At 71.4% G+C, this 26,504-nt stretch carries 18 protein-coding genes and 1 other RNA gene; 3 read left to right on the top strand and 16 right to left on the bottom strand.

Features of this window, described 5'->3' with window-relative positions; all coding sequences use genetic code 11:
- Positions 1–224: 224 nt before the first annotated feature.
- From OG897_RS05335 to ftsE, 12 genes are all read right to left on the bottom strand, one after another.
- Entirely contained in the window at positions 225–2,585 is a 2,361-nt protein-coding gene (locus OG897_RS05335; protein ID WP_266653304.1) for a UvrD-helicase domain-containing protein, read from the bottom strand.
- Positions 2,586–2,646: 61 nt separating this feature from the next.
- Positions 2,647–3,414, bottom strand: a complete 768-nt coding sequence (locus tag OG897_RS05330; protein WP_266653302.1) for an anti-sigma factor — start codon at positions 3,412–3,414, stop codon at positions 2,647–2,649.
- Entirely contained in the window at positions 3,411–4,007 is a 597-nt protein-coding gene (locus OG897_RS05325) for a sigma-70 family RNA polymerase sigma factor (RefSeq protein ID WP_266653300.1), read from the bottom strand. Before OG897_RS05325 ends, OG897_RS05330 begins: the two co-directional genes overlap by 4 nt.
- Before the next feature lie 146 nt (positions 4,008–4,153).
- Positions 4,154–4,759, bottom strand: a complete 606-nt coding sequence (locus OG897_RS05320) for an ABATE domain-containing protein (RefSeq protein ID WP_266653298.1) — start codon at positions 4,757–4,759, stop codon at positions 4,154–4,156.
- A 264-nt stretch (positions 4,760–5,023) separates the two neighbouring features.
- Positions 5,024–6,904: an acyltransferase gene (locus OG897_RS05315; protein WP_266653296.1), complete on the bottom strand. Its 1,881-nt coding sequence runs from the start codon at positions 6,902–6,904 to the stop codon at positions 5,024–5,026.
- Positions 6,901–9,024, bottom strand: coding sequence for a bifunctional polysaccharide deacetylase/glycosyltransferase family 2 protein (locus OG897_RS05310; protein WP_266653294.1), 2,124 nt, complete (start codon positions 9,022–9,024; stop codon positions 6,901–6,903). The genes OG897_RS05315 and OG897_RS05310 overlap by 4 nt, the downstream gene beginning before the upstream one ends.
- Before the next feature lie 103 nt (positions 9,025–9,127).
- Complete coding sequence (locus tag OG897_RS05305; RefSeq protein WP_266653292.1) at positions 9,128–9,907, bottom strand: hypothetical protein; 780 nt, start codon at positions 9,905–9,907, stop codon at positions 9,128–9,130.
- A gap of 440 nt (positions 9,908–10,347) precedes the next feature.
- Positions 10,348–10,717, bottom strand: a transfer-messenger RNA (tmRNA) gene (ssrA, locus tag OG897_RS05300).
- Positions 10,718–10,892: 175 nt separating this feature from the next.
- Positions 10,893–11,384, bottom strand: a complete 492-nt coding sequence (smpB, locus tag OG897_RS05295) for an SsrA-binding protein SmpB (RefSeq protein ID WP_266653290.1) — start codon at positions 11,382–11,384, stop codon at positions 10,893–10,895.
- 18 nt (positions 11,385–11,402) lie between these two features.
- Positions 11,403–12,596 (bottom strand): S41 family peptidase, encoded by a 1,194-nt coding sequence (locus OG897_RS05290; RefSeq protein ID WP_266653288.1) that lies wholly within the window; start codon positions 12,594–12,596, stop codon positions 11,403–11,405.
- Between the two features lie 109 nt (positions 12,597–12,705).
- Positions 12,706–13,626, bottom strand: coding sequence for a permease-like cell division protein FtsX (gene ftsX / locus OG897_RS05285; RefSeq protein WP_266653286.1), 921 nt, complete (start codon positions 13,624–13,626; stop codon positions 12,706–12,708).
- Positions 13,627–13,636: 10 nt separating this feature from the next.
- Entirely contained in the window at positions 13,637–14,326 is a 690-nt protein-coding gene (ftsE, locus tag OG897_RS05280) for a cell division ATP-binding protein FtsE (RefSeq protein ID WP_266653284.1), read from the bottom strand.
- A gap of 301 nt (positions 14,327–14,627) precedes the next feature.
- Between ftsE and OG897_RS05275 the strand changes: the two genes are divergently transcribed.
- Positions 14,628–14,822: a hypothetical protein gene (locus OG897_RS05275; protein ID WP_266653282.1), complete on the top strand. Its 195-nt coding sequence runs from the start codon at positions 14,628–14,630 to the stop codon at positions 14,820–14,822.
- 141 nt (positions 14,823–14,963) lie between these two features.
- Here the strand turns inward: OG897_RS05275 and OG897_RS05270 are convergent, their stop codons facing one another.
- The 4 genes from OG897_RS05270 to OG897_RS05255 all read right to left on the bottom strand — a co-directional run bounded on the left by OG897_RS05270 (position 14,964) and on the right by OG897_RS05255 (position 20,514).
- Positions 14,964–15,803: a hypothetical protein gene (locus OG897_RS05270; protein ID WP_266653280.1), complete on the bottom strand. Its 840-nt coding sequence runs from the start codon at positions 15,801–15,803 to the stop codon at positions 14,964–14,966.
- A 340-nt stretch (positions 15,804–16,143) separates the two neighbouring features.
- Entirely contained in the window at positions 16,144–17,250 is a 1,107-nt protein-coding gene (gene prfB / locus OG897_RS05265; RefSeq protein WP_266653278.1) for a peptide chain release factor 2, read from the bottom strand.
- 92 nt (positions 17,251–17,342) lie between these two features.
- Positions 17,343–18,593 (bottom strand): serine/threonine-protein kinase, encoded by a 1,251-nt coding sequence (locus tag OG897_RS05260; RefSeq protein WP_266653275.1) that lies wholly within the window; start codon positions 18,591–18,593, stop codon positions 17,343–17,345.
- A 163-nt stretch (positions 18,594–18,756) separates the two neighbouring features.
- On the bottom strand, positions 18,757–20,514 hold the full coding sequence (locus tag OG897_RS05255; protein WP_266653273.1) for a serine/threonine-protein kinase: 1,758 nt from the start codon (positions 20,512–20,514) through the stop codon (positions 18,757–18,759).
- A gap of 665 nt (positions 20,515–21,179) precedes the next feature.
- Here OG897_RS05255 and OG897_RS05250 point away from each other — a divergent pair.
- On the top strand, positions 21,180–24,770 hold the full coding sequence (locus tag OG897_RS05250; RefSeq protein ID WP_266653271.1) for an FHA domain-containing protein: 3,591 nt from the start codon (positions 21,180–21,182) through the stop codon (positions 24,768–24,770).
- A gap of 364 nt (positions 24,771–25,134) precedes the next feature.
- The gene (locus OG897_RS05245) at positions 25,135–26,472 is read left to right on the top strand and encodes an ABC transporter substrate-binding protein (RefSeq protein WP_266656583.1); all 1,338 of its coding nucleotides are present in this window, start codon (positions 25,135–25,137) and stop codon (positions 26,470–26,472) included.
- Positions 26,473–26,504 lie beyond the last annotated feature (32 nt).

The raw sequence follows: 26,504 nt of genomic DNA, 5'->3' as shown, positions 1-26,504 counted from the left end.
GGTCTGGCGGAACCCCCAAAAAAAGAGGTCCGGAGCGCTCACAAGAGCGCTCCGGACCTCTTCCTCAACAGTCAAGCGACACCGGCCCGCCATGCTCGCCTCGCGGCAAGTGGTCGCTCGAAGCGACTAAGGTTGGGCCCGGGGGCTTGGATCGAGCCGGTGTCACATTCGAGACTAACAAACCCTCCACGGAAGTCATTCCCGTGTGGCCAGTTGACTCGAATTCAGTCCCGCAGCAGCGCCGGAACCCCGTCCGCGCCAGGGGCGTCCCGCTTCCCCGACACCACCGTGAGCTGCTGCGTCGCCCGCGTCAGCGCCACGTACAGCACTCGCAGCCCGGCCGGGGACTCCTCGGCGATCTCCGCAGGGGAGACCACGACCGTCGCGTCGTACTCCAGCCCCTTGGCCTCCAGACTGCCGAGCGCCACGACCCGCTCCCCGAGGTCCGCGAGCCACCGCCGCGCCTGGGCACGCCGGTTCATCGCGACGACCACGCCGACGGTGCCGTCCACCTGCTCCAGGAGGCGGCGCGCCTCGTCCCGTACGGACGTCTCCAGGTCTTCCCGTACGGCGACGAAGCGAGGCACGACACCGGTCGAGCGGACCGCGCGCGGGGACTTCATGTCCGGGGCGGCCAACGCCAGGACCTTGGCCGCCAGCTCCGCGATCTCGGCCGGGTTGCGGTAGTTGACCGTCAGCTCGAACTTCCGGCGCGGGCGCGAGCCCAGTGCCTCGTCGCGGGCCTCCGCGGCCTCCTGCGGGTCCGTCCAGGAGGACTGGGCGGCGTCGCCGACGATCGTCCAGGTCGCGGTGCGGCCCCGGCGGCCGACCATCCGCCACTGCATGGGGGTCAGGTCCTGCGCCTCGTCGACGATGACGTGCGCGTACTCGGTGCGCTCGGCGGCCAGGCGCTCGGCGCGCTCCCACTGGGTCTCCTCGCGCTGCGGCATCAGCTCTTCGAGGCCGGTCAGCGCGTCGAGGGGGTCGTACTCGCGCTTCTTCCTGGGGCGCGCGGGCGTGCCCAGGAGAAGCTGGAGCTCGTCGAGGAGGGCGACGTCGTGCACGGACAGCTCGTCGCGCTTCAGGGAGCGGGCGAGCTGGCGGATCTCGCGCGGGTTGAGGATGCGGCGGGCCCAGCGGCCCAGGCGCTTCTCGTCGGCCATGTCGGCGAGAACCCCGCGCGGGGTCAGCTCGGGCCACCAGGCGTTCAGGAACGCCAGGAAGGAGTCCTCGGACGACACGTCGTCGTCGAAGGAGGAGCGCAGCTCGGCGGCCAGCTCCGGGTCGGTGTAGCGGGCCCGGCCGTTGGACTTGGCCCACAGGGCGTCCAGGAGGAGCTTGCGGGCGCGCGGGCGCAGCAGGTTGACCGGGGCGGTGCCGGACAGGACGGTGTTGCGGATCCGCTGGAGGTCGCCCGCCTCCAGCTCCAGGCGCGTACCGAAGGCGACGACGCGCAGGAGGTCGGTCCGTACGGACGGACTCGCGGCGGGCTCCTCGTCGAAGTCCCCGAAGGACAGCTGCCCCTGGGCGTCCTCCTCCGGCGGAGCGGCCGCCGACGGCGACTCCAGCGCCCCCCTGGCCGCCTTGCGGAGCACCTTGAGCATGCGCGACGAGCCCTTGATGCGGGCGATGTTCGGTTCGTCGTACGTGGTCGCCTCGGCCCCGTCGACGAGCGAGCCCAGCGCACGGATCGCCACCTGGCCCTCCTCGCCGAGGGAGGGCAGGACGCCCTCCGTGTACGAGACGAGCAGCGGGGTCGGCGAGACGATCAGGATGCCGCCCGCATAGCGTCTGCGGTCCTGGTAGAGGAGGTAGGCGGCGCGGTGCAGGGCGACGGCGGTCTTGCCCGTGCCGGGCCCGCCCGCGACCTCCGTGACGGAGGCGGCGGGGGCCCGGATGACGAGGTCCTGCTCGGCCTGGATGGAGGAGACGATGTCCCGCATGGTGTGGCTGCGGGCCTGCCCGAGGGCGGCCATCAGCGCACCGTCGCCGATCACGGCGAGCTTCTCGCCGCCGAGGAAGGCGGTCAGCTCGGGCCGCATCAGGTCGTCCTCGACACCGAGGACGCGGCGGCCCTTGGAACGGATGACCCGGCGGCGCACGACCCGGCCGGGATCCTTGGGCGTGGAGCGGTAGAACGGCGCGGCGGCGGGCGCGCGCCAGTCGATCACCAGCGGCGCGTAGTCGGAGTCCAGGACTCCGATGCGGCCGATGTGGAGCGTCTCACCGATCTCGGCGGTGAGATCGTCCCGTACGGCGTCGTCGGCGGGCTCGACGGACGTGAAAGCGCCGTCCGGGCCCTTCTTGCCGTCCTTGCCGTACAGCAGGTCGATCCGGCCGAAGAGGAAGTCCTCGAACTCGTTGTTGAGGCGGTTGAGGTGCACCCCCGCCCGGAAGACCTGCGCGTCGCGCTCGGCGAGCGCGCCGGGCGTGCCGACCTGACCCCGCTGAGCGGCGTCGTTCATCAGGAACTCTGCCTCGTGGATCTTCTCCTCAAGACGGCGGTACACCTGATCCAGATGATCCTGTTCCACGCCGATTTCACGGTCGCGGACCGAATCGACAGCGGCATCCTGCGCGGCCACCGAGGCCCCCTTCTGACGTGCACTGGGCAGCCGTCAACCGTACGCGAAGGGGGCCGTTATGTCAGGCGTCGACTTTGACCAGAGCTGTGCCGTCGAAAGTACGGACCTCGAAGTGGTCGATGTCGTTCACGTCCATGGCCGCTCCGCCGTGGACGTAGAGGGGGTTCTTGGCGGCCTTGTGCGGGCTGTCGGGGATGCCGTATCCCCACTTCGGGACGGACCAGCTGCTGACGACCTCCTCCTCGCCGTCCTTCGACACGGCGATCAGGCTGCACTTCAGCGGACCCTTGACGTTCTTGAGCTCCAGGACGGTGTGGGTGCCCCAGCCCTTCTTCTCGGTGCCGACGACGGCCGTCACCTTGGTGGTCGGGTCGGTGGCCTGCGTCTTCTTCTCCATGTGGTGGAAGAAGGCGTCCTCGGCGGGGCTGGTGGGGTGGGGGTCGGGGAGGGCCGCGGGCGGTGCGGAGTCGTTGTTCGCCGCCGCGACGACCACGGCTCCCGACCCGCCGATCACGACGGCGGCAGCGGCGGCCACCAGATACAGCCCGCGCCTCCTGCGGCGGGCCTGCTGCTCCCGCCGTACGGCCACCTCGTCGACGAGGTTCGTCAGGAGGGTGGTGCTCGGCGGCGTCAACTCCCTTGGCGGGCCCGGAGGTTCGGCGAGGGCGGCGAGCATCGGCGCCAGTCCCGCGAAGTCGTCGAGCTGGGCGGCGCAGTAGTCACAGCCGGCCAGGTGGGCCTCGAAGGCGGTCGCCTCCGACTCGTCCAGAATGCCGAGGGAGTAGGCGGCGACGGCGTCGTGGACCGACTCGCTGTCCTGTGCACTCATGCCGTCACACCTCGTTCCTCAAGAGCCAGCTTCATGGAGCGGAGCGCGTAGAAGACGCGGGAGCGCACGGTCCCGCTGGGCACCCCGAGGACTTCGGCCGCCTCACCGACCGTACGTCCCTTGAAGTAGGTCTCGACGAGCGCCTCCCGGTGGGCGGGCGTCAGATCGTCGAGTGCATCGCTGAGCGTCATCAACCACAGCGCCTTGTCGATCTCGTCCTCCGCGGGCATGACCTCCAGCGGCGACGGATCGACCTCCTGCGGCCGGGCCTGCCGACTGCGGTGGTTGTCGATGACGATGCGACGGGCGACCGTCACCAGCCAGGGGCGGACGGAGCCGGTCGCCCGGTTGAGCGAACCGGCGTTCTTCCAGGCACGGATGAGCGTCTCCTGCACGACGTCCTCGGCGCGCTGACGGTCCCCCGCGACGAGCCGCAGGACGAAGGCGAGCAGCGGACCGGCGTGTTCGCGGTAGAGGGAGCGCATCAACTCCTCTTCCGGAGAAGGTGAGTTGTCGCCGCCTCGCCCGAGGCTTCGAACATGCCGTGCCCGACGCTGCGGACGTTCATCGGCCACGGCCGCATCCTCGCGCACCTGAACCTCCCGGTCGAGCCCCGTCGGAACTTCTTCGAGAGTCCATACGGGCGGGCGGGTGCACCCGACTCAACGGGGGCGCAAGATCTTTCCCGTACGGGGTGCCGCCCGCCCCCTCACGCCCGTACGGGGTCCCGCCCGCCCCCTCACGCCCGAGCGGCGGCGGTGACCGCCGCCCGGCGGCGGTGGCGGGCGACGCGCTCCCGGTTGCCGCACACCTCGCTGGAGCACCAGCGGCGGCGACGGCCCCGGGAGGTGTCCAGGTACAGGCGGGCACAGTTGTCGCCCTCGCAGCGGCGCAGGCAGGACCGGGCGGCGGGATCGGTGAGCAGGGCCACGGCGTCCCGGGCGACCACCGCGAGGAGCTGCTCGCAGCGGGGCTCGGCGGCGAGGGCGTAGGCGAGGGTGCCGTCGGGGGCGCGGATGGCGCGGGGGGCCGGAGGGGCCGCGGAGGCAAGGGAGTTGACCGTATCGAGGTCTCCGTCGGGGCATCCGCCCTCCACCAACTCGACGAGCAGCCGCCGGAGTTCGCGGAACCCCTCCACCCACTCCCCGGTCACCCCGTCGAGCCGCGTCCCTGCGGGGACCAGTCCGGCACCTCGCAGCCACGACTCCAACTCGCCCGGCCCGCGCAGCAGTTCCGCGCCCCGGACGTGTGTGGCGAGCAGATCCAGGCAGACCCGCCCGGAGTCGAACCACCACACCGGGCAGTGCGCAGCCGTACCCGTGGCGGTGGTGTCCCTCACGCCCATGCCGATGCCCTCCGGGGTCGCCGGTGGTGTGCCGCGTGCCCTCCAGAGTGCCCGCCCCCGCCCCCCACCGGAACCCCCGGTACCGCCCCGGCGCCCCGAGGGGGCATGAGGGGCGCGGGGCTGTGTCGATGTGCGGCTCCGCCGCGCGGGCGCGACCAGCCACGACGCACCCGCACCCGCACCCGCACCCGCACCTCGAACGCAGAACGCCCGCCCGCCCCCACAAAGGGAGCGAGCGGGCGCAAGGCGCAAGGGACGGACCCCTCAGCCCGACCGGGCCTTCTTCTTCGCCCCGTTGGGCCAGAGTCTCGGCTTCCGCTTCGCCGCCACGTCCTCCGCCCAGCCGAACGTGGCGATCGCCGCCGCGATCAACGGCCACGCCAGGATGAACATCAGCACCTGGTACAGCTTGCCGAGGTTCGCGTTGACCAACTCGCCCAGCACCGGAACGCTCCCGAGCTCCCAGAACTTGTCGATGACCGGAAGCGTCAGCATGATCGCCATCTCGTGCCAGAGATAGATCGTCACGGCCCGGTTGTTCGCCAGCGTGATCGGGGTGTCGAACCCCTTCAGCTTGTCCGGCAGCACCTCCCACGACGGCGAGTAGTGCAGCAGCACCGCACAGAAGCCGAGCGACCACAGGGCGTTCGCCGTGGGTATCTCGTCGAAGTTCCACCCGGCCTCGCCGATGTGCGTACCCGCCCACCACAGCCCGAGCCCCATCAGCACCGCCGAGAACGACGGGATCATGTACGCCTTGAGCTTCTTCAGCGTGCCTTCGTTGTGCGCGAAGCCGAGCATCCAGCAGGATGCGAACGTCGAGAAGTCCTGGATCGCGTTGCCGGTCTCGCCGGGGATCAGCCCCGGCTTCAGACCGAGCGCCACCGACAGCGCCAGCGGCGCCAGCAGCGTCGGCCACGGCATCTTGCGGAACAGCTTGAGCATCAGGGGCGACAGCATGACGAACCACAGGTACGCCCGGATGTACCAGAGCGGACCCGAGGTCTGCGCCGCCCAGCTGACGTCCAGCAGACCGCCGACCGAGCCGACCTCGTCGGGGCCCGAGGCCGCGCCCACCGGCACGAACCACCAGGCGAGCCTGACCCACCACCAGATGACGGACTCGCCGTCCTCGCCCGCGGTGGGCTTCCACCCGCCGTTGAAGATCAGCGCGAGGGTGACGATCGAGAACACCCACACCGGCACCATCAGTCGCCGTATTCGGCTCTTGATGACCTGGCCCGCGGACCTGGCGCTGAGCGAGCGCGCCATCAGCGAACCGGCCAGCGCGAACATCACGCCCATGGACGGGAAGATGATCGTCATCCACGCCTGTCCGTAGACGTGGAAGAGCACGACGCGGACCAGCGCGATGGAGCGCAGCAGGTCGAGGTAGCGGTCACGGCCGGACTTCTTGGGTGCCGGTTCCGGGGCCTCCTCCGACGAGGGGGTCTCCGAAGGGCCGTCCGGTGAGTCCGGGGCGTCCTTCAGGCCCAGCCCGTCCGCGCCGGCCGTCTCCGGCCACGCGGAGGTACCCGGTCCGTACGGATCGCCGTTCGCGGCGTCCTCGTCGCGGCCCCACGCCGGCTGCTGCCGGGTCGGCGCGCCGACCGCGCTCCTGGCGAACGCCGGAGTCTCCTCCTGCTGCCCACCGGGAACACCGGGACCGCCAGGACCGCCGAGGCCACCGGAGCCGCCGGGCCCGCCGTAGCCGCCGCCGGTCGGCGGGAACGCCGTCGTGGCGTCCCCGTAGCCGGGCTCCGCGTAACCGGTGCCCGCGTAACCGGTGCCCGCCTGCTGGCCGTAACCGCCCTGCTGAGGGCGCCGGTTGTTGGTCTGCTGCGGCCAGCCGCCCTGCTGGGGCGAAGGCTGCTGGGGCTGCTGCTGGTAGCCCCCCGTCTGCGGGTACGCCTGCGGGAAGCCGCCCTGCTGCCCCTGTCCGTACGAGGAAGAAGGCAGCGCGGGACCGGGGTTGTTGCGCACCGTCGGCCAGCCGCCGCCACCCTGCTGGGGCGCGGCGGGGGCGGGACGGCCCCCGCCCTGCGGGAGCGGGAAGCCGTCCGCGTCGTACCCGGGGCCGTAACCCTGGGCCCCGGGGTCATCGGGGTAGTGGCTGCCGTCCGAACCCGGATGTCCGTGGCTCATCCGACCGGCCACCTCTCCTCTTCGCGCCGCTGGCCCGGCAGGGCCCCCGGCGCTTCGACCACACCGGTCCGGCGCAGCTTCTGCCAGCGCAGACGGCCACCCGTGAGGGCGGTGATCCAGGACTGGAGCAGCACGACGTACATGATCTGGCGGTACAGGATCTGCTGGAGCGGGAAGGACAGCAGGTGCGTCATCTTCTCCTTGTCCAGCCGGAACGCGTAGGCGGCGCAGACCACCTGGAGCATCAGCACGCCGAACCACGCGATGACGGTCTTGCCCGTCGGGCCGAAGACGAGGCCGTAGATCAGGAAGATGTCGATCAGCGGGGCGAGCAGCGGGAAGACGATCATGAAGAGCGAGACGATCGGCAGGCCGATGCGTCCGAAGCGGCCCGAGGGACCCTTCTCTATGAACGCGCGGCGGTGCTTCCAGATCGCCTGCATGGTGCCGTACGACCAGCGGTAGCGCTGCGACCACAGCTGCTGCACGGACTCCGGCGCCTCGGTCCAGGCGCGCGCGTCCTCCGCGTACACGACCTTCCAGCCGTCGCGGTGGAACGCCATCGTGATGTCGGTGTCCTCGGCGAGGGTGTCCTCGCTCATGCCGCCGACCCGGTGCAGGGCGTCCGCGCGGAACGCGCCGATCGCGCCCGGGATGGTCGGCATGATGCCGAGCATGTCGTACAGACGGCGGTCCAGGTTGAAGCCCATCACGTACTCGATGTGCTGCCAGGCGCCGATGAGCGAGTCACGGTTGCCGACCTTCGCATTGCCCGCGACCGCGCCGACGCGCGGGTCGCCGAACGGCTGGACCAGCTCGCGGACGGTGGACGGCTCGAAGACCGTGTCGCCGTCCATCATCACGATGATGTCGTAACGGGCGTGCCGGATGCCGTTGTTGAGCGCGGCGGGCTTGCCCGCGTTCTGCTGGCGGACCACCCGGACGTTGGGGATGCGCATCTGCTCGACGATGTCGGCGGTGCCGTCCGTCGAGCCGTCGTCGATGACGATGACCTCGATCGGATGGTCGCTGGACATCAGGGAGCGGACGGTGTTGGCGATGCACTCGCGTTCGTTGTACGCGGGGACCAGCACGGTGACCGGTCTGGTGATCTCGGGACCCCAGCGGAACCCTCGTTTGCGGACCTTGCGGGCGTGCACGAAGGACAGGATCAGCATCAGGCCGAAGCGCGCGATGACCAGCGAGCCGACGATCGCCAGACCGTAGGTCAGGACGTCGGTGATGCCGTCGGAGACGGTGATCGCGGCCAGGAACGCCTTCGACTTCCACAGCTCCGCACCCGTCACCGGCGAGTGCGCCGAGGGAGCGCCGAGCGCCTCGGTGAGGTTGGTGAACTTGAAGCCGCGCTTCTGCATGTCCGGCAGGAACTGGTCCAGCGCCGCGACGGTCTGCGTGCGGTCACCGCCGGAGTCGTGCATCAGCACGACGGTGCCCTTGGTGGTCTTGGGCGTGGCGCGCTTGATGATCTCCTTGACGCCGGGGCGCTTCCAGTCCTCGGAGTCGGTGTCGTTGACGACGGTGAGGTAGCCGAGCTCGCCGACGTACTGGGCGACCGGCCAGCTGGCGTCGTCGAAGGCGTACGCGAACGAGGAGTACGGCGGCCGGAACAGCGAGGTGTGCACTCCGGCCGCGCCCGCCAGCGCGAGCTGGTTGCGCGAGAACTGCGAGTCGATGCCGTCGCGCGTCTTGTACGAGAGGTCGGGGTGGTTCCAGGTGTGTAGACCCAGTTCGTGCCCCTCGTCCACGATGCGCTTGACGAGGTCCGGGTAGCGGGTGGCGTTGGAGCCGACGACGAAGAAGACGCCGTGGGCGCCGTACTCCTTCAGCTTGTCCAGGACCTTCGGCGTCCACTTCGGGTCCGGACCGTCGTCGAAGGTGATGACGACGTGCTTGTCCTTGACGTGCCGCGCCTCGGGCTTCTTCGGGTCCCGGGTGTCGATGACCGGACCGCCCTCGCGGACGGCCGCCGGCACCGTGCCCTGGTCGACGGGCGGACGCGCGCCGGTCTGGTCGGAGTCGATCTCGTTGTGGACGTAGCCACGCAGCATCAGCATCGCCATCAGGGCGACGAGGACCAGCGACGGCAACAGGTAACGCATGGGGAACCAGCGTCGCCGGTTGCGCGTGCGCGAACGCGCGGCGGAGCGGCGGGCGCCCTGAGAGGAACGCCTGCGAGGGTTGGACATCTACGTGCCGTGCCTTCTACTTCGCCGGATTGACCGGGTCAGGAATGGGGTCCGTGGTGCCGGAGTCACCACCGGGGGTGCCGCCGGGAGTGCCGCCGGGGGTCGTACCGGAGTCACCGCCAGGGGTTCCGCCCGGCGTACCACCGGGGGTCGTACCGGAGTCACCGCCGGGGGTGCCGCCGGGAGTTCCGCCGGGGGTCGTGCCGGAGTCACCGCCAGGGGTTCCACCCGGCGTACCACCGGGAGTCGTACCGGAGTCACCGCCGGGAGTGCCGCCCGGCGTACCGCCCGGGGTGCCGCCGTCGCCCTGACCGGCCGCCGTCTTGTCCGGCTTCTGCTTGTCCGGGACCGGCTTGTCCGGCGTCTTCGGGTCCTTGGCGTCGTCCTTCTTGGTGCCGCCCGCGGGGACCTTGCCGGTGGTGGTGCCGGGGGTCCGCTGACCGCCCACGGGCACGTTGCCACCGGTGACCGGCGGAACGTCGTCCGCCTTCGGCACGGAAGGAGTGGGGTCGGGCTCGGACTTGACCTTGTCGGGCGCCTGTTCCGAGGAGGCACCCGGGATCAGCAGGCTGGGTGCGAGGGAGTTGCCGCCGATGAGGGAGATGATGAGCATCGCCGCGTAGCAGGCGCATATCGCGCCGAGCACCCAACCGGCTCTGCGGAACTTCTTTCCGCGACGGCCGCTCTCGTCGACGAACACCGGTCCGTCGGCGCTCTCCGTGGACAGCTCGGGAAGTATCGGGGCTTCCGGCTGCCGGCGCTTCCCGAACTGCGACCCGACGCTGTCGAGCTGCATGGTCCGGTCGTCGGCTTCGCGTATCTGGCGTATTTGGCGGGTCTGCCCGGTCTGGGCACCCTCAGGCGTGTTCTTCACAGCTCTTCGCACATCCCCCACTGACTGATTCATCGGTGGGCGCGCGCGACCAGCTGGATCCGGCATTGGCCCGGGCCCCCACCCGTCCAAGCGTCCCTATCACACTGCACCCGGACGATGAATGTAGCGCACGCGGGTGACAGAGCTTCTCTTGAGTGCGCTCTTGTCACACATCAATGACATATCCGGAGCCGGAATGGATCGTTCCGTGTCCAATTTGCGCCATTTACCCCCTATCTCTAGGGCAGATAAGACATCACGTGACGCATACGACAGCGGAGGCACCCGGGCCCTGTGACCTGCCCCGGACACGACGAAGGCCCGGCTGCGTCAAGCATCCGGGCCTTCGTCTCACATGGGAACTGTGGAGATGGCGGGAATCGAACCCGCGTCCAACGGTGCAGAATCAGGGCTTCTCCGTGTGCAGTCTGCTGCGATTTTCTCGGCCCCGGAGATCACGCAGACAAGTCTCCGACGGGCTCAGTCACTGTTTGATTTCCTCACCGTCCCCGTGACCGGGACGGTGAGTTTAGATCCCTTGATGATGCCAGGATCCGGGTCGGGATCACCCCCGGGCTGACACTTCGCAAGTCGCTACTTAGGCAGCGAGGGCGAAGGAATCGCGCTTGGTGTTGGCGATTATTGGTTGCGACATATGGTTAACGAGATCATTGCCGCTTCCTCGACACGCTTCCCCTGCTTCGACATCCGCTGTCGAAACCGATCATCCCCATGTTGACTCGCTGTTGAATTAGATACAGCTGAAAAGCGGGGCGGGCGGCCTGAGCCACCTTCCCCATCGCCTGACCCATCACCATGTGGGGTGCGATGCATCCATCGTACGTGACCACCGTCCGCCGATGCCAGCCAATAAAGCCCGCAGGCCCCGCGGGCTCGGCCCGGAAGCCTAGAGCTGGCCGCGCTCCTTGCGCTTCACCGCCGCGATGGCGCGGTTCGTCTCCCGCGTGTCCTGCTTCTCGCGGAGCGTCTGACGCTTGTCGTACTCCTTCTTTCCCTTGGCGAGCGCGATCTCGCACTTGACCCGGCCGTCCTTGAAGTACAGGGCGAGCGGGACGATCGTGTGCCCCGACTCGTTGGACTTCGACTCCAGCTTGTCGATCTCCGCCCGGTGCATGAGCAGCTTCCGCTTGCGCCGCGCGGCGTGGTTGGTCCAGGTGCCCTGCGAGTACAGCGGTACGTGGATGTTGTGCAGCCATGCCTCGCCGCCGTCGATCTGCACGAAGCCGTCCACCAGCGACGCCCTGCCGAGCCGCAGGGACTTCACCTCGGTGCCCATGAGCACGAGCCCGCACTCGTAGGTGTCCAGGACGGTGTAGTCGTGCCTGGCCTTCTTGTTCTGCGCGACGATCTTGCGCTTGGGGTCCTTTTCCTTAGCCATAGTGCGGTCATTTTCGCACTACGAGCCCCCCTGAAGGCCACTCAATACTGTCTCGGCCCGCTCCCGGGCCCGCTCGGTCGCCACGAGGTCGGGCGTGAGGCCCCGGCCGTCCAGATGGTGCCCGGCGGGGGTGCGGTAGTGGCCGACCGTCAGTTCGGCGACCGAACCGTCCGCGAGGCGGCTCGGTTTCTGCACCGACCCCTTGCCGAAGGTGCGCGAGCCGACGGTCAGCGCCCGGCCCCGGTCCTGGAGCGCGCCCGTCACCAGTTCGGCGGCGCTCATCGTGCCGCCGTCGACGAGCGCGACCAACGGTCTCAGCATGTCGGCGCCGCGCTCGGCGTGCAGCGCCCGCTGTCTGCCCCGGTCGTCGTACGTCGCCACGAGCCCGCCGTCGAGGAAGGCGGAGGCGGCGGTGACGGCCTCGCCGATCAGCCCGCCCGCGTTGCCGCGCAGGTCGAGCAGGACGCCCTTGCCCGCGGGGAGGGCGCGCACCGCGTCCCGTACCCGCTCCCCCGAACCCCTGGTGAAGGAGGCCACCTTGATCAGCACCGCCCCGCCCGCGAGCCGCTCCACGGTGACGGCGTCCGTGGGCAGGGTGGCCCGGCGGACTTCCTGCGTCCAGACCTTCTTGCCGCGCTGGAGTTTGATCCGTACGGGAGTGCCCGCCTCGGCGCCCGAGCCGTCGCCGCGCAGCAGCGAGACGACCTCGGTGACCGGGCGGCGGTCCACGTCGCGGCCGTCGATGCCGCGCAGTGCGTCGCCGCGCCGGACGCCCGCCTTCGCGGCGGGGCCGCCGGGGCGCACCCGCTCGACCTGGACGCGGCCGTCGGCACGCCGCTTGGCGACCAGGCCGACACCGGTGTACTCACCGTCCAGGGACTGCTCGAACTCCTTGTACTCGGCCGGGTCGTAGACCGCGCCCCACCGGTCGCCACTGCGGCTGACCGCCTCCTGGGCGGCCTCCTTGCCGGACTTGCCGTCGGCGACGGCCTCGGCCGCCGCCCTGGCCACCGCGTCCGTGGACGCTCTGGCGGCTTCGCCCCTGGCCGCCCCGGCGGCGGCGGACCGTACCGCCGAAAAGGGCTGCGGCTCCTCGTCGTACGCCCAGGGACCGGTCGTCGAGACGGTGGCCAGAGCCCCCGCGAAGACCAAGGTCAGGGCCGCCCCGCGGCACAGGCCGCGGGGCCGGATACCGAATTCCGGGCCTGGCATGGCGACGAGTCTAGGACAAACACCGCGCCCCGTACGGCTTGTTGCCGTACGGGGCACGTGGTTCGCGGAGTGTTTGCGGAGGTGCGGGGCTACACCTTCACGGCAGGGCTCACACCTTCAAGTACTTGCGGAGCGCGAAGAAGGCGGCGAGCGCGGGCATCAGCAGACTGATCGCGAGCACCAGCGGGAGCTTGGTGAGGACCGCGTCCCAGCCGATGAACTGCACCAGTTCCATCTTGTCGGCGAGCGCCAGACCGTGGTCGATCAGGAAGTACCGGCCGAGGACCAGCAGCACGCAGGCGAGCGCACCGCCGATGAGCCCGGCGACCGCGGCCTCCATGATGAACGGCGCCTGGATGTAGAAGCTCGACGCGCCGACGAGCCGCATGATGCCCGTCTCCCGCCGTCTGCTGAACGCGGAGACGCGCACGGTGTTCACGATCAGCATCAGTGCGATGACGAGCATCAGGCCCATCAGGAAGAGCGCGGCGACGTTCATGCCGTTCATCAGCTCGAAGAGCTGGTCGAGGATGGATCTCTGGTCCTCGACGGACTGCACGCCCGGCCTGCCCTGGAAGGCGGTGGCCACCACCTTGTACTTCTGCGGGTCCTTGAGCTTGACGCGGAAGGACTCCTGCATCTGGTCCGGCGTGATGACGTTCGCCATCGGGGTGTCGCCGAACTGCTCCTTGTAGTGGTTGAACGCCTCGTCCGCGTCTTCGTGGAAGACGCTTTCGACGACGTCCATCCCCTTGAGATCCCGCTCGATCTGGGCCTTCTGGTCCTTGGTGACCTCGCCCTTGGCGCACTGCGGTACGCCGGTCTCCGCGTCGTTCTTGTTGCAGAAGTAGATCGAGATGTTGACCTTGTCGTACCAGAAGCTCTTCATCTCGCTGACCTGGTCGCGCATCAGGAGCGCGCCGCCGAAGAGAGCGAGGGAGAGAGCCACGGAGACGATGACGGCAAAGGTCATCGTGAGGTTCCTTCGAAGACCGACACCGATCTCCGACAGGACGAACTGGGCGCGCATCGGCGTCCTTTCAGTGCTGGTAGCCGTAGACGCCGCGAGACTGGTCGCGTACGAGACGGCCCTTCTCAAGTTCGATGACGCGCTTGCGCATCTGGTCGACGATCTGCTGGTCGTGGGTCGCCATCACCACAGTGGTGCCGGTGCGGTTGATGCGGTCCAGCAGCTTCATGATGCCGACGGAGGTCTGCGGGTCGAGGTTGCCGGTCGGCTCGTCCGCGATCAGCAGCATGGGGCGGTTGACGAAGGCCCGCGCGATGGCCACGCGCTGCTGCTCACCACCGGAGAGCTCGCCGGGCATCCGGTCCTCCTTGCCGCCGAGGCCGACCAGGTCGAGCACCTGGGGGACGGCCTTGCGGATCTCGCCCTTCGGCTTGCCGATGACCTCCTGCGCGAAGGCGACGTTCTCGGCCACCGTCTTGTTGGGGAGGAGGCGGAAGTCCTGGAAGACGGTGCCGAGCTGGCGCCGCATCTGGGGGACCTTCCAGTTGGACAGGCGCGCGAGGTCCTTGCCCAGCACGTGCACCTGCCCCTGGCTAGCGCGCTCCTCGCGCAGCAGCAGCCGCAGGAAAGTGGACTTTCCGGAGCCGGAGGAACCGACCAGGAAGACGAACTCGCCCTTCTCGACCTCCAGGGAGACGTCCCGCAGGGCGGGCCGGTTCTGCTTCGGGTAGGACTTGGACACGTTGTCGAATCGGATCACAGGTGCACCACGGTCGCCGGTAGTAGGTGTGCGTGACCATACGCGACCCGGCCCCGGGCTTGCAGGCTGCTTCCCCGCGATGAGCGTTTTGCTCCGTTTTGCCGGGCGCCTGCCGAGTGGCTGCCGAGCGCCTGCCGGGCGGCCCTTTGGCCCCGGGCCGCGCACGTCGGTCGACCTGCTGGCACAGTGGAGGGGAACGGATGCGTTTCCCCGGGCGTTATGGGGAGAGAACGCGAAGTATCCGTCAGTGTGCGTCCAGGATGTGCGGAGTGTGCGGCCGGTGACCGGAGGAGGACAGCGCATGACCTATGACCGCTTGGTGTGCGCGAACTGCGCGGGACCGGTGGCCGAGGGCCGCTGCCCGACCTGCCGGGCGAGCAGGCAGCGCCTGGAACAGGGCGAGGGCCCGTTCAGCCAGCTGAATCCGGCGACGCTGGTGGCGTTGCTGGTGGTACTGGTGGCGGCGATGGCACTGCTGGCCCACCAGGCCGCGTAAGGGTTCGTACGTACGAGGAGGGGCCCGGGGCGCTGATGCGCCCCGGGCCCTCTCGCGTGCTCTACGGCGTACGGCGTGCTCTACGCCGCACGGCCTGCTCTACGGCGTACGGCCTGCTCTACGGCGTACGGCTGCGGAGGATCAGGCCGCGTTGCCGCCACTTCCGCCCAGGCGGGGCAGGAAGCGGAAGGCGACGCCACCGGCGATCATCGTCGCGGCGCCGACCATGAGGAGCGTGGTGTCACCGGCACCGGTCGCGGCCAGCTCGTCCTTCGGCTTGGCCTGCTCGACCGGGCGGTTGGCGACGGAGTCGACGTCGGTGTTGTCACCGGTGCCCGTGCCGGTGCCGGTGCCCGTGCCGCCGGTCTGACCGGGGGTGGTCGGAGGCGTCGTGGGCGGCTTGGTCGGGTCCGTCGGCGGCTTGGGGTCCGTCGGGTCCGTCGGCGGCTTGGGGTCCGTCGGGTCGGTCGGCGGCTTCGGGTCCGTGGGCGGCTTGGGATCCGTCGGGTCCGTCGGCGGCTTCGGGTCGGTCGGCGGCTTGGGATCCGTCGGGTCCGTCGGCGGCTTCGGGTCGGTCGGCGGCTTGGGATCCGTCGGGTCCGTGGGCGGCTTGGGGTCCGTGGGCGGCTTCGGGTCCGTCGGCGGCTTCGGGTCCAACGGGTCCGCGGGGTCGGCGGGGTCGGCGGGGTCCGCGGGATCAGCCGGGTCCGCAGGGTCAGCCGGGTCGGCCGGGTCCGCGGGGTCAGCCGGGTCCTTGCCCGGGTCCTTCGGGTCGTCCTTGCCCGGGTCACCCGGGTCGGCCGCGTCGATGCCGGCGTCGACCTTGACGGCACCGGCGTCGAGCTGGACGCCCACGCCGCCCTTGGCACCGTCACCGGTACCGGCGGCCTGCGCGACGCCCGCGACGGTCAGCGACGCTCCGGCGGCGACCACCGCGCTGGCGGCGATCCGCGCCACGCGGACACGCATCTTGTTGGTCATCTGGTTGCTACCCCCAGTAGCTGGCGAGCTCTTCGCAATCGAGTCGGTGGAGCAGCTATGCAGGGGCAACGGCCTTGGCGGGGATGTCAGTTCACGGGACCGCCTCTCAAGAGGCCGCCCGCTCGCCCCCGTTCACACCCGCCCCAGACATACGCATGCTGCCCGCCACACTCCCCCAGCCCCGAGAAGGGCGTCAAGAACGTTCCGGGCGGGATGCCGGATTTACGAACACTTGCCCGGCCGATGCACACAGGGCTGTGACATACACGGCCCGGCCCCGGGGAACGCGGAGGCGCCGGAACCCCTCGGGGTCCCGGCGCCTCCGTTCTCGTACTGCTGCTTACTTCTCCTGCTGCTTGCGCCAGCGGATTCCGGCCTCCAGGAAGCCGTCGATCTCGCCGTCGAGGACGGACTGCGGGTTGCCGACCTCGAACTCCGTACGGAGGTCCTTGACCATCTGGTACGGGTGCAGGACGTACGAACGCATCTGGTTGCCCCAGGAGTTGCCGCCGTCGCCCTTGAGGGCGTCCATGACGGCCTGCTCCTCCTGGCGGCGGCGCTCCAGGAGCTTCGCCTGGAGGACGTTCATGGCGCTCGCCTTGTTCTGGATCTGGGAGCGCTCGTTCTGGCAGGAGACGACGATGCCGGTCGGGATGTGGGTGAGGCGCACCGCCGAGTCGGTGGTGTTGACGCCCTGGCCGCCGGGGCCCGACGCGCGGTAGACGTCCACGCGCAGCTCGGTCTCGTCGATCTCGATGTGGTCGGTCTTCTCGACGACCGGGAGGACCTCGACACCGGCGAAGGAGGTCTGGCGACGCCCCTGGTTGTCGAACGGCGAGATGCGGACCAGGCGGTGCGTGCCCTGCTCGACGGAGAGCGTGCCGTACGCGTACGGGGCCTTCACGACGAAGGTGGTGGACTTGATGCCCGCCTCCTCCGCGAACGAGGTCTCGTAGACCTCGGTGGAGTAGTTGTGCCGCTCGGCCCAGCGCAGGTACATGCGCTGGAGGCGCTCGGCGAAGTCGGAGGCGTCGACGCCTCCCGCCTCGGCACGGATGTTGACGAGGGCCTCGCGCTCGTCGTACTCGCCGGAGAGGAGCGTGCGGACCTCCATCTCGTCCAGCGCCTTGCGTACGGAGACGAGCTCGCTCTCGGCCTCGGCGAGGGCGTCCGCGTCGTCCTCGTCGGCGGCCAGCTCGAACATGACCGCGACGTCGTCGATCCGGCCGCGCAGGGCCTCGGTCTTGCGGAGCTCGGCCTGGAGGTGCGAGAGCTTGCTGGTGATCTTCTGGGCGGCATCGGGGTCGTCCCACAGGGACGGCGCCGCGGCCTGCTCTTCGAGCACGGCGATGTCGGCCCTCATCTTTTCGAGGTCCAGGACGGCCTCGATCGACCCCATGGTCGAGGAGAGGGACTTCAGCTCTTCGGATACATCGACGACTGCCACGTGCACCAGCGTAACCGGTGCGGGATCGGGGGTGCCCCGGGTCCCTCTCGGGCCCCTCTCCGGGGCCCGGGGGCGGGGCCTTCCGGGGAGGGTCAGGGCTGGGCCGGGGACGAGTGGCCGGGGGGCGGGGCGGGGTCGTCCTCGGAGGAGGAGGCCGCGAGCCAGCCGCCCACGCCGACCGCCGCCAGCAACGCCACCCCCGCCGTCGTCATGATGAGCCTGCGCCGACGGACCTCCGACCGGTGCCGGGCGGAGCCGGGACGGCGGTCACCCGAGGCGCGCGGTACCCGGGCCGTCCCGAGCGGGCCCCCGGCCAGCTCGTCCGGCGCGGGCACGCGCATGGAGGTGTGCGTGTCCCGGTTCGAGTCCAGGGAGCCCCCGGACACCAGCGGCACCGCGCCCTTGCGCGGCTGCGGCTCGGCCTCCCGCGCGCCCTCGGCCCCGTACGCGACGGTGTCGGCCTCCGAAGAGACCCCGGTCGGCTCCGCCTCCGGCTCGTCCACGTCCAGCGGTCCCATCCCCACCAGCGAGGGGAGCTGCTCGCGCAGGCCCGCCGCCAGCTCGGACGCGCGCAGCCGGGAGGCCGGGGCCTTCGCGAGGCACTGCACTATCAGCTGCCACAGCTCCTCCGGGATGCCCGGAAGCGGAACCACCGTCTCTGTGACGTGCCGCCGCAGCACCGCGCCCGGGTGGCCGCCGCCGAAGGGAGTGAAGCCCGCGAGCAGCTCGTACAGCACGGTCGCCAGTGCGTAGATGTCGACGGCGGCGCGCGGCGGCAGCCCCTCCACGATCTCCGGAGCGAGGTAGTCCGGCGTCCCGATGATCTTCGTGACCTTGGTGCGGCGCGGGGTGTCGATGAGCTTGGCGACGCCGAAGTCCGTGAGGAGCGCGGGATGCGCGCCGCCGGGGCCCAGCGGGCCCTGCATGTCCAGGAGTACGTTCTCCGGCTTGACGTCGCGGTGCACGATCTGGGCGGCGTGGGCCGCGGCGAGACCGTCGGCGATGTCGATGGCGATGGCGACGGCCGCCTCGGGGGCGAGCCTGCGCTCGCGGTCGAGCCGGGTGCGCAGGTCGGTGCCCCGTACGAGATCCATGACCAGCGCGAGGTCGTTGCCGTCGACGACCAGGTCGCGGACGGCGACGACGTTCGGGTGGTCCAGTTTGAGCAGGGCCGTGCGCTCCTGGACGAAGCGCCCGACCAGTTCCTGGTCGGAGGCGAGGTCCTCGCGCAGCATCTTGATGGCGACGGGCCCTTCGGGTCCCTCGCCGAGCCACACCGTGCCCGCGCTGCCGCGCCCGAGGATCTGGTGGGCGGTGTACCGGCTGCCGATTTTCCGTGCCAAGACTGCTCCCTCAGCGGCTGGCGTCGGCCCTCAAAGTACGCCGCCGACGAGGCGTTGAGTGCACAGGATGGCCCCTGCACGCCGTCATTCCGTACTTCCGGGGGCGAAATCCACTCCCGGAAGTCGACATGTCTCCACCCTGACCACTCCTGGTGGCAGGGGGCTACGGCGTGGAGCCGCCGATGTCGTCGAAGAACTTCACGATGCTGTCCCACACGTCGCCGATCTGCGCGAAGAAGCCCTTCGTGGTGCCGATCCACTCCTGGAGCGGGGTCAGCTCCCAGATCAGCCAGGCCGCGACGAACAGCAGGACGATCGTGAACAGGCAGCCCTTGAGGCAGCCGAGGCCCGGGATGCGCATCGGGTTGGCGGTGCGCCGGCGCGGCTCCCTCGGTGGGCGGGGCTCGCGCGGGGCGGGTGCCTGGGGCTGCTGGGGCTGCTGCGGCTGCTGCGGCTGGGGTGCGTACCGCTGCTGCGGGGGCGGCGCCTGGGGCTGGTGGTGCTGGGGGGCGTAATTCTGCTGGGGCTGGGGGCGCTGCTGCTGCCGCTGGGGCGGGCGCTGCTGCTGGGGCTGCTGGTACTGGCCCTGCTGCTGTCCGTACTGCCCCTGGCCCTGACCCTGCTGTCCGTACTGTCCCTGGGCCTGCTGCCCCTGCTGGCGCTGTTGTCCCTGCTGGCGCTGCGGGCGGCGGCGCAGGGGGTCCTGGCTCGGGTCCAGGTACTGCATCTGCGTCTGCTCGTTGCGGTCGCGGGCGGCGCGGAGCTGGTTCTGCCAGGGGTGCGGTTCCTCGGGGCCCGCACCGGCGGGGGCACCGGCCGGACGCGGTGGCACGGGCGGCATGACCGCCGTCGGGTCGGCCGCGCCGCGCGGGCCGCCGACCTGGCCGTGGGCGCCGGTCGAGGGCAGGACGCTGGTCGCGCCGTTGGGGTCGTACGATCCCGCGTTGCTCGGCAGCACCTGCGTCGGGTCGGCGTCGCCGGAAGCCCCGGTGTCGGGGACGGGCGCCGGAGCCGGGTCGGGGGCGAGCAGCGCGCCGACGCCCATGGCCGCCTCGACCTGCGCGGACGTGGCGTGCACGCCGATGCCCGGGGCGACGGTGCGCAGGGCGCGGGCCAGGTTCTCGGCGCTGGGGCGCTGGTCGGGGTCCTTGCGCAGGCAGCGCTCTATGACCGTCCACAGGGGCTCGGGGACGGTGGTGGGGCGGCGCGGCTCCTCGCTGAGGTGGCGGTGCAGCACCTCCAGGGCGGTGCCGCCCGCGAACGGGGGCCTGCCGGTGACCAGTTCGTACAGCAGGATGCCCGCGCCGTAGATGTCGACGGCGGAGGTCTGCGGGCGGCCCTCGGCGGACTCCGGCGCGACGTACGCGGGCGTGCCGACGAACTCGTGGGTGCGGGTGAGGCCCGGGGAGTCCGCGAGGCGGGCGATGCCGAAGTCGGTGAGCATCGGGTGCATCGCGCCGTCGCGCTCGTCGACCAGGACGTTCGCGGGCTTGAGGTCGCGGTGCACGACGCCGTCGGCGTGGCTGGCCGCCAGCGCGTCGGCGATCTGCGCGGTGAGCAGGGACGCGGCCACCGGCGTGAGGGGGCCGTTGTCGCGGAGGTAGCGGTGCAGGTCGGGGCCGTCGATCAGGTCCATGACCAGGGCGAGGAGGTCGCCCTCGACGACCAGGTCGCGGGTGCGCACGATGTTGGGGTGCGTGAGCCGCAGGAGTACGGAGCGTTCGCGCAGGAAGCGCATCACCACGTCCGCGTCGTTCGCGAGCTCCTCCTTGAGGACCTTGATCGCGACGGTCTCGCCCGGCTGGCCCGCGACGGCCGCCTCGGCGCCCGCGGTCTCCCGCTGGCGGGCGCGCCAGACGGTGCCCGTGGCGCCGCGCCCGAGCGGCTGCTCAAGCAGGTACTTACTGCCTACCGGCCGCACGTCATGCACTCCCTGCTGGTCGGTGACTGACCCTGATCGTGGTGTGTGTCCCGGACCGCCGGACTTCCGGTCGGCCGGGCTTCCGCTTTTCCGGTTGCCCAACTGTAGTGCCGCCGAACGGGGCACAGGCCGAACGTGCGTCGTGCCTCTCCGGTCGAGGCGACGAGACCTTTCGCACGGCCTTCCGCACGACGTTTCGCACGGCCTTTCGCGTGATCTTCCGTGCGGCCTTTCGCGCGCGGCCGTACACACGTACCGCACACGTGTTCCAGGGAAAGACGCACATGCGGGGTGGATGGTTGCCGCACGTCCGTGCGGGGTGTGCCACTGCCGTTCGGCGGACCGCCCCGGCGAGGGCGGTGCTCCGCCCCGCGCACTGTCCGAGCGTGCCTCATACAGGTGCTTTTGCGCCCACAGCCGACCATTCAAGATCACTTGGGGGCGGGCGGCGGGCAGGTTGTCAGTGGCAGGTGCGAGGATGCCATCAGCACAGACCTATGGGGTACGCGAGGGCGCACGAAGCCCTCAACACCCCACGGTGGGTGCCGACCTGTACCGGACGACGCGTCCGCGCCGGGTGGGGGGACCTCGCGGGGGCGGCGCAGTGAGCAGCTCCTCCCCGGCCCCTGCCGCCCGCGCCGCGCGCAGAAGGGACCGCTGACGCGATGCAGATCCGGCTGACCGTCCTCGCGCCGCGCAGCGGCCAGAGCCGAGCCGCCACGCAGGGCGCGCCCGCGCCGGGAGCACCGGTCGCGGCGGCCGCCGCCCCGGCGGTCTGCGACGTGCTCGTCACCGCACCCGCCGGGACGGCGCTCGCCGCGGTGGCCTCCGGGCTCGCGGCCGCAGTGCAGGGTCCCGGCGGTCCGGAGACGACAGGCGCGGTGGTGGTGTACGCCGGGCGCGAGCGCCTGGACGCACAGCGCTGCGCACTGGGCGAACCGCCGCTGGTGGACGGAGCGGTGCTGTCGCTCCAGGCCCCGGCCGAGGAGGACGCCCCCGAACTGTCCGACCTCGCTCAGCTCCAGGTGGTGGCGGGCCCCGACGCGGGCGGCGTGCACCTCCTGCACGGCGGCCAGATCCGGATCGGCCGCTCGGCCGACGCCGAGGTGCCGCTGGACGACCCCGACGTGTCCCGGCTGCACTGCACGGTGACGCTCGCCGACGACGGCCGGGTCACCGTCGCCGACCTCGGCTCGACGAACGGCACGACGCTGGACGGCCGCGAGGTCGGACGGCGGGAGGTGCGCCTGGCACCGGGGGCACTGCTGCGGGTCGGCGAGTCCGCCCTGCGGCTGGCCCCGGCGGGTGCGCACGGGAGCGCACTGCCCACCGCCCCGGACGGCGAGGGCCACTTGCGGGTGCCGCGCACGCCGTCGGCGGCGGGCCCAGGTACGGCCGAGGCTCCCGCCCCCGCCCCCGGGCGGTACGGAGGGGGCGCGTCCCACCACAGGGTGAGCGGCAGACCCCCGGCGCAGCCCCCCGTACAGGGGGCACAGCACGGCACGGTGCCCGCGCAGGGCACGTACGGACAGGGCCAGGCAGGCCCCGTCCCTGTCCGACCGGACGGGTACGGACAGGGTCACGCGGCACAGGGCGGGAGCCCGGAGCCGTTCGGCTCCGCGACCGGGGCCCCCGGTACCCCGTCGGCTGCCGGCCGTTTCCCGCCGGCGTACCAGGGCCAGGGCCCCTTCGCCGGAACGGCGGACCGTACGCACGGCGCCGGACGGGTCGTCGACAGCGGCGACGACCCGCGCACGGGCCGGGACGACACCCGCACGGGCAGGGCCGCCGAGCCCCGCAAGGAGGAGCCCAGGAGACGCGGCGGCATAGGGAGTTGGGCACGCCGCCTCGCCGGGGGCCGCACCGACCCGACGCACGACTACGCGGACGAGCAGCCCGCCCGGGAGACCTCGGCCCCGGTGTCCGATGCGGCTCCCTCCGCGCGGCCCGCCCCCGTCGCGGACTCCGCAGCCCCTGACCCGTGGCCCGACGCCGCGGCGCTGCTGCTGACCGCGCTCCAGCCGGGGCCCAGGCTGTGGGAGCGCGGGCCCGCGCACCCCGAGTCGCTGGTGCTGCGCCTGGGCACCGCCGACCGGACCGCCCCCGACGGCGCGGGCCTGCTGCCCGCTGTGCCGGTGACGGTGGGGCTGCGGGAGGCGGGTTCGCTGGGGCTCGCGGGGCCCCGGTCGCGGCTGGCCGGACTGGCGCGTTCCGTGGTGGCGCAGCTCGCCGCGCTGCACTCCCCGACCGACCTGGAGATCGTGCTGATCAGCGCGGACCGCTCCCGGCCCGCCGAGGAGCGGGCCCGCGAGTGGGGCTGGCTGGGCTGGCTGCCGCATCTGCGCCCGGCGCACGGGCAGGACTGCCGACTGCTCCTGGCGTACGACCGCGACCAGGCTTCGGCCCGGGTCGCCGAGCTGGTACGGCGTACGGAGGAAGGCCCGCTGGAGGCCGACGCGCCGCGCACCGTGGTGATCGTGGACGGCGACCCCGGTTCGGCCGGGCTGCGCGAGGCGGCGGTGCGGCTCGCCGCGCACGGTGCGGCGCACGGCATCCACCTGCTGTGCCTCGCCGAGACGCCCGCCGCGTCCCCGCTGTCCCCGGTCGAGGCGACGTACGACGCGGCCTGCGCGAGTGCGCCCGCGTTCCGCGAGTGCGGAGCGGTGGCGCTGCTGAGCGGGGACGTGGCCACGGCGGTACGGGTACTGCGCACGGCGGGCGGGCAGAGCGCCGGGCACGGCACGCTGGGTTCGGTGGACGCGGTCTCGGCGGCGTGGGCGGAGCGCTTCGCGCGGGCGATGGCCCCGCTGCGCACGGACGCCGCCGACCTCGGTCCCTCCGGCACGCCCGGTCAGGGCCGGGGCGCGGGGCGGCTGTCGGCGGCGACGCTGCCCCCGGTGTCCCGGCTGCTCGACGAGCTGGGTCTGGCCCGAGCGACTCCCGCTTCCCTGATGGCGCGTTGGGCGGCCGCGGCCGACGACGAGCAGGTGCCGGGGGCGACCCGGGCGTGGGCGGTGCTGGGCGCGGGTCCGCGCGGCCCGGTCTGCGCGGACCTGGCGCTGGACGGCCCGCACCTGCTGGTCGAGGGCCCCGCGGGCAGCGGTCGTACGGAACTGCTGCGGTCGGCGGCGGCTTCCCTCGCCGCAGCCGCGAGGCCGGACCGGCTGGGGCTGATCCTGGTCGACGGGGCGGGCGGCGAGCGCGGCGAAGGACTGCGCGCCTGCACCGAACTGCCGCACGTGTCGACGCACCTGGTGGCCTCCGACCCGGTGCGGATGCGCGAGTTCGCGCAGGCGCTGGGCGCGGAGCTGAAGCGGCGCGACGAGCTGCTGGGCGGCCTGGACTTCGCGGACTGGCACGCGGGGCGGGCTCCGCGGACGGCGGGCTCGGCGGCTTCGGCAGCTTCGGCGGCTTCCGCGGCTTCGGGCACACCGTCCGTTCCTGCGGCACGTACGCAGGCACAGGCACTGGCACAGGCACAGGCACAGGGGTACGCGCCGGGCCAGGGCTCCGCCCCCGCCGCACAGGGGCCGGAGGCATCCGCTCCGTACGCCTCCATCGGCGCACAGCGCGGCGAGGCGCGCACGGGCGGGACCGGGGGTTCCCAGGGCGCGGGCGACATAGAAGCACCGAGCACCGGGACGCTGCGGCTTCGCCCCGCCTCCGTACGGGAGCGCGAACGGGAGCGTCAGGCGCAGGCCGGTGGCGGCCCGTCCGCGCTGCCCCGACTGGTGGTGCTGGTCGACGACTTCGACGCACTGGTCGCTCCCGCGCTGGGCAGTACGGGACGGCCTTCGGCGGGTTCCGTCGTACGGGCCCTAGAGGCGGTCGCCCGGCACGGCGCCCGGCTCGGGGTGCACCTGGTGGCCGCCTCGGCCCGCCCGGACCGCACGGCCGACACCGAACTGGCACGCGGGGAAAGGCTGTTGCGGGTGGTCCTGGACCCGCCGCCCTCGGCCCCCGCGCCCGAGGAGCCCGCGCCGGGGCGGGGCAGGCTGCTGCACCCGGACGGTTCGGTGACGCCGCTCCAGGGCGGCCGGGTCACGGGCCGCATCCCGCGCACGGCGACACAGCGGCCGACCGTGGTCCCGCTGGAGTGGGACCGGATGGGCGATCCGCCGACCCGTCGGCCGGTCCGCGAGCTGGGCAACGGGCCGACCGACCTCGCGCTGCTGGCCAGTGCCCTGGAGCGGGCGGCACGGACGGTCAACGCGGAGTCGCTGCCGCCGCTGGCCGCCCCGCAGGAGGCCCGATGAGCGCACGCTGAGCGCGCAGCCGGGCGCTCCGGGCCGACACCGGGGACGCGCCCGGCCCCTGCCCGTACCTCTGCCACCCCTCCTCCGTACACCTGCCACCGCAGGGTGATGGCACGTCACGAGGCCACAACGAAAGCCGAGTTGACACCGAAGGCACTATTGCGGGCCATCACCGCCGGGCGTAGGACTGACCGCACGGGAAAGAAGTTCACAGGTCAGTAAAGAGCGGCGGTCGGCCGGTCGGTACGTGCACGGGAGAGACGGGGCAGTGATGCGCACAACTCTTCACCAGCGGAAACAGCGAGGCGCCTTCGGGCGAGGAACCTTCGGCGGTCCGCACGGCAGGCGGGCCCGGCAGGCTCTGATGGCCGTGACGGCGGCGAGTGCGCTCGCCCTCACCGGCTGCGGCGACGGCGGCGGCAAGAAGGACCCGGAGAAGCCGGGCGGCACCTCGGGCGCCCCGCAGCCGCCCGCCGACGCACTGAAGCTCCCCAACCTGGACGGTCAGAAGCTCCAGGTCATCGCCGTATGGACGGGCGCCGAGGGCGAGAACTTCAAAAAGGTCCTCAAGGAGTTCGAGAAGCGCACCGGGGCGACGGTGAGTTACGTGCCGACGCAGGACGCCATGCTCACGTACATCGGCTCGAAGATCTCCGGCGGCACTCCCCCGGACGTCGCGATGCTCCAGCAGCCGGGCGCGCTCAAGCAAGCCGTCGCGAACAAGTGGCTCAAGCCCCTCGACGCGGGTACCCAGGCCCAGTTGGACAAGAACTACTCCAAGGGCTGGAAGGACATCGCGGCCGTCGGCGGCACCCAGTACGGGGTGTACTACAAGTCCGCGAACAAGTCCCTGATCTGGTACAACACCAAGGTCTTCGAGAACGCGGGGGCGAGCGAGCCCAAGACCTGGAAGGACTTCCTGACCACCGCGGAAACGATCTCGCAGTCGGGCGTCACCCCGGTCTCGGTCGGCGGTTCGGACGGCTGGACGCTCACCGACTGGTTCGAGAACATCTACCTCTCGCAGGCGGGCCCGAAGAAGTACGACCAGCTCGCCAAGCACGAGATCAAGTGGACGGACCCGTCCGTGAAGGCCGCGCTGACCACGATGGCCGAGCTGTTCGGCAAGGAGAACTACCTGGTCGGCGGGTCGAAGGGCGCGGTCGGTACGCCGTTCCCGAAGTCCGTCGAGCAGACCTTCAGCGGCGGTGAGCAGGCCAAGGGCGCGATGGTCTTCGAGGGCGACTTCGTGGCCGTCAACATCGGGCAGACGAAGGCCAAACTGGGCACGGACGCCAAGGTGTTCCCCTTCCCTGCGGTCGGCGACAAGTCCCCGGTGGTGACCGGCGGCGACGTCGCGGTGGCGCTGAAGGACTCCCAGGCCACGAAGGCGCTGATGACCTTCCTGGCCTCCACGGACGCCGCGAAGATCTCGGCGGGCGCGGGCGGCTTCATCTCGCCGAACAAGTCCGTCGACATGTCGGCGTACCCCAACGACACGCTGCGCGACATCGCGAAGGCGCTGATCGGCGCGGGGGACGACTTCCGCTTCGACATGTCGGACCAGGCACCGCAGTCGTTCGGCGGCACGCCGGGCAAGGGCGAGTGGAAGATCCTCCAGGACTTCGTACGGAACCCGAAGGACATCGCGGGTGCCCAGCAGAAGCTGGAGACCGAAGCAGCCGCGGCGTTCAAGAACTGACGCCGTGACCACCCCGACCGCGGGGGGCGCGG

The organism is Streptomyces sp. NBC_00237, assembly GCF_026342435.1.
Classification (GTDB): domain Bacteria; phylum Actinomycetota; class Actinomycetes; order Streptomycetales; family Streptomycetaceae; genus Streptomyces.
Note: the sequence above shows the minus strand (reverse complement) of the source record. Positions and strands in the feature narration are given on the sequence as shown.

What these genes read in the sequence shown, in the direction of transcription:
- OG897_RS05305 (WP_266653292.1), bottom strand. Translation starts at nt 9,907, where the DNA reads ATGCAGCTCGACAGCGTCGGGTCGCAGTTCGGGAAGCGCCGGCAGCCG.
- OG897_RS05250 (WP_266653271.1), top strand. Translation starts at nt 21,180, where the DNA reads ATGCAGATCCGGCTGACCGTCCTCGCGCCGCGCAGCGGCCAGAGCCGA.
- smpB (WP_266653290.1), bottom strand. Translation starts at nt 11,384, where the DNA reads ATGGCTAAGGAAAAGGACCCCAAGCGCAAGATCGTCGCGCAGAACAAG.
- OG897_RS05245 (WP_266656583.1), top strand. Translation starts at nt 25,135, where the DNA reads ATGGCCGTGACGGCGGCGAGTGCGCTCGCCCTCACCGGCTGCGGCGAC.
- OG897_RS05270 (WP_266653280.1), bottom strand. Translation starts at nt 15,803, where the DNA reads ATGACCAACAAGATGCGTGTCCGCGTGGCGCGGATCGCCGCCAGCGCG.
- OG897_RS05315 (WP_266653296.1), bottom strand. Translation starts at nt 6,904, where the DNA reads ATGAGCCACGGACATCCGGGTTCGGACGGCAGCCACTACCCCGATGAC.
- OG897_RS05290 (WP_266653288.1), bottom strand. Translation starts at nt 12,596, where the DNA reads ATGCCAGGCCCGGAATTCGGTATCCGGCCCCGCGGCCTGTGCCGCGGG.
- OG897_RS05330 (WP_266653302.1), bottom strand. Translation starts at nt 3,414, where the DNA reads ATGAGTGCACAGGACAGCGAGTCGGTCCACGACGCCGTCGCCGCCTAC.
- ftsX (WP_266653286.1), bottom strand. Translation starts at nt 13,626, where the DNA reads ATGCGCGCCCAGTTCGTCCTGTCGGAGATCGGTGTCGGTCTTCGAAGG.
- OG897_RS05310 (WP_266653294.1), bottom strand. Translation starts at nt 9,024, where the DNA reads ATGCGTTACCTGTTGCCGTCGCTGGTCCTCGTCGCCCTGATGGCGATG.
- OG897_RS05320 (WP_266653298.1), bottom strand. Translation starts at nt 4,759, where the DNA reads ATGGGCGTGAGGGACACCACCGCCACGGGTACGGCTGCGCACTGCCCG.
- OG897_RS05275 (WP_266653282.1), top strand. Translation starts at nt 14,628, where the DNA reads ATGACCTATGACCGCTTGGTGTGCGCGAACTGCGCGGGACCGGTGGCC.